This window comes from Klebsiella sp. 141161 (assembly GCF_050600815.1).
In the GTDB taxonomy this organism is placed as follows: Bacteria; Pseudomonadota; Gammaproteobacteria; order Enterobacterales; family Enterobacteriaceae; genus Klebsiella; species Klebsiella aerogenes.
In genome coordinates, this window is the sequence record NZ_JAQIRN010000023.1 from 1 (window position 1) to 701 (window position 701).

The following is a 701-nucleotide window of genomic DNA, read 5'->3' on the forward strand; positions in this document are numbered from 1 at the left end:
GGGTTGCGGACAGTGTCTGGTGGGTAGTTTGACTGGGGCGGTCTCCTCCCAAAGAGTAACGGAGGAGCACGAAGGTTAGCTAATCCTGGTCGGACATCAGGAGGTTAGTGCAATGGCATAAGCTAGCTTGACTGCGAGCGTGACGGCGCGAGCAGGTGCGAAAGCAGGTCATAGTGATCCGGTGGTTCTGAATGGAAGGGCCATCGCTCAACGGATAAAAGGTACTCCGGGGATAACAGGCTGATACCGCCCAAGAGTTCATATCGACGGCGGTGTTTGGCACCTCGATGTCGGCTCATCACATCCTGGGGCTGAAGTAGGTCCCAAGGGTATGGCTGTTCGCCATTTAAAGTGGTACGCGAGCTGGGTTTAGAACGTCGTGAGACAGTTCGGTCCCTATCTGCCGTGGGCGCTGGAGAATTGAGGGGGGCTGCTCCTAGTACGAGAGGACCGGAGTGGACGCATCACTGGTGTTCGGGTTGTCATGCCAATGGCATTGCCCGGTAGCTAAATGCGGAAGAGATAAGTGCTGAAAGCATCTAAGCACGAAACTTGCCCCGAGATGAGTTCTCCCTGAGACTTTAAGTCTCCTGAAGGAACGTTAAAGACGATGACGTTGATAGGTCGGGTGTGTAAGCGTAGCGATACGTTGAGCTAACCGATACTAATGAACCGTGAGGCTTAACCTTACAACGCCGAAG

The 701-nt window shown here is 53.9% G+C and carries 1 rRNA gene; it reads left to right on the forward strand.

Annotation, left to right across the window (positions count from 1 at the left end):
- A 23S ribosomal RNA gene (locus PGR79_RS23800) occupies nt 1-689 on the forward strand; the annotation flags it as partial.
- Nucleotides 690-701: the final 12 nt, after the last annotated feature.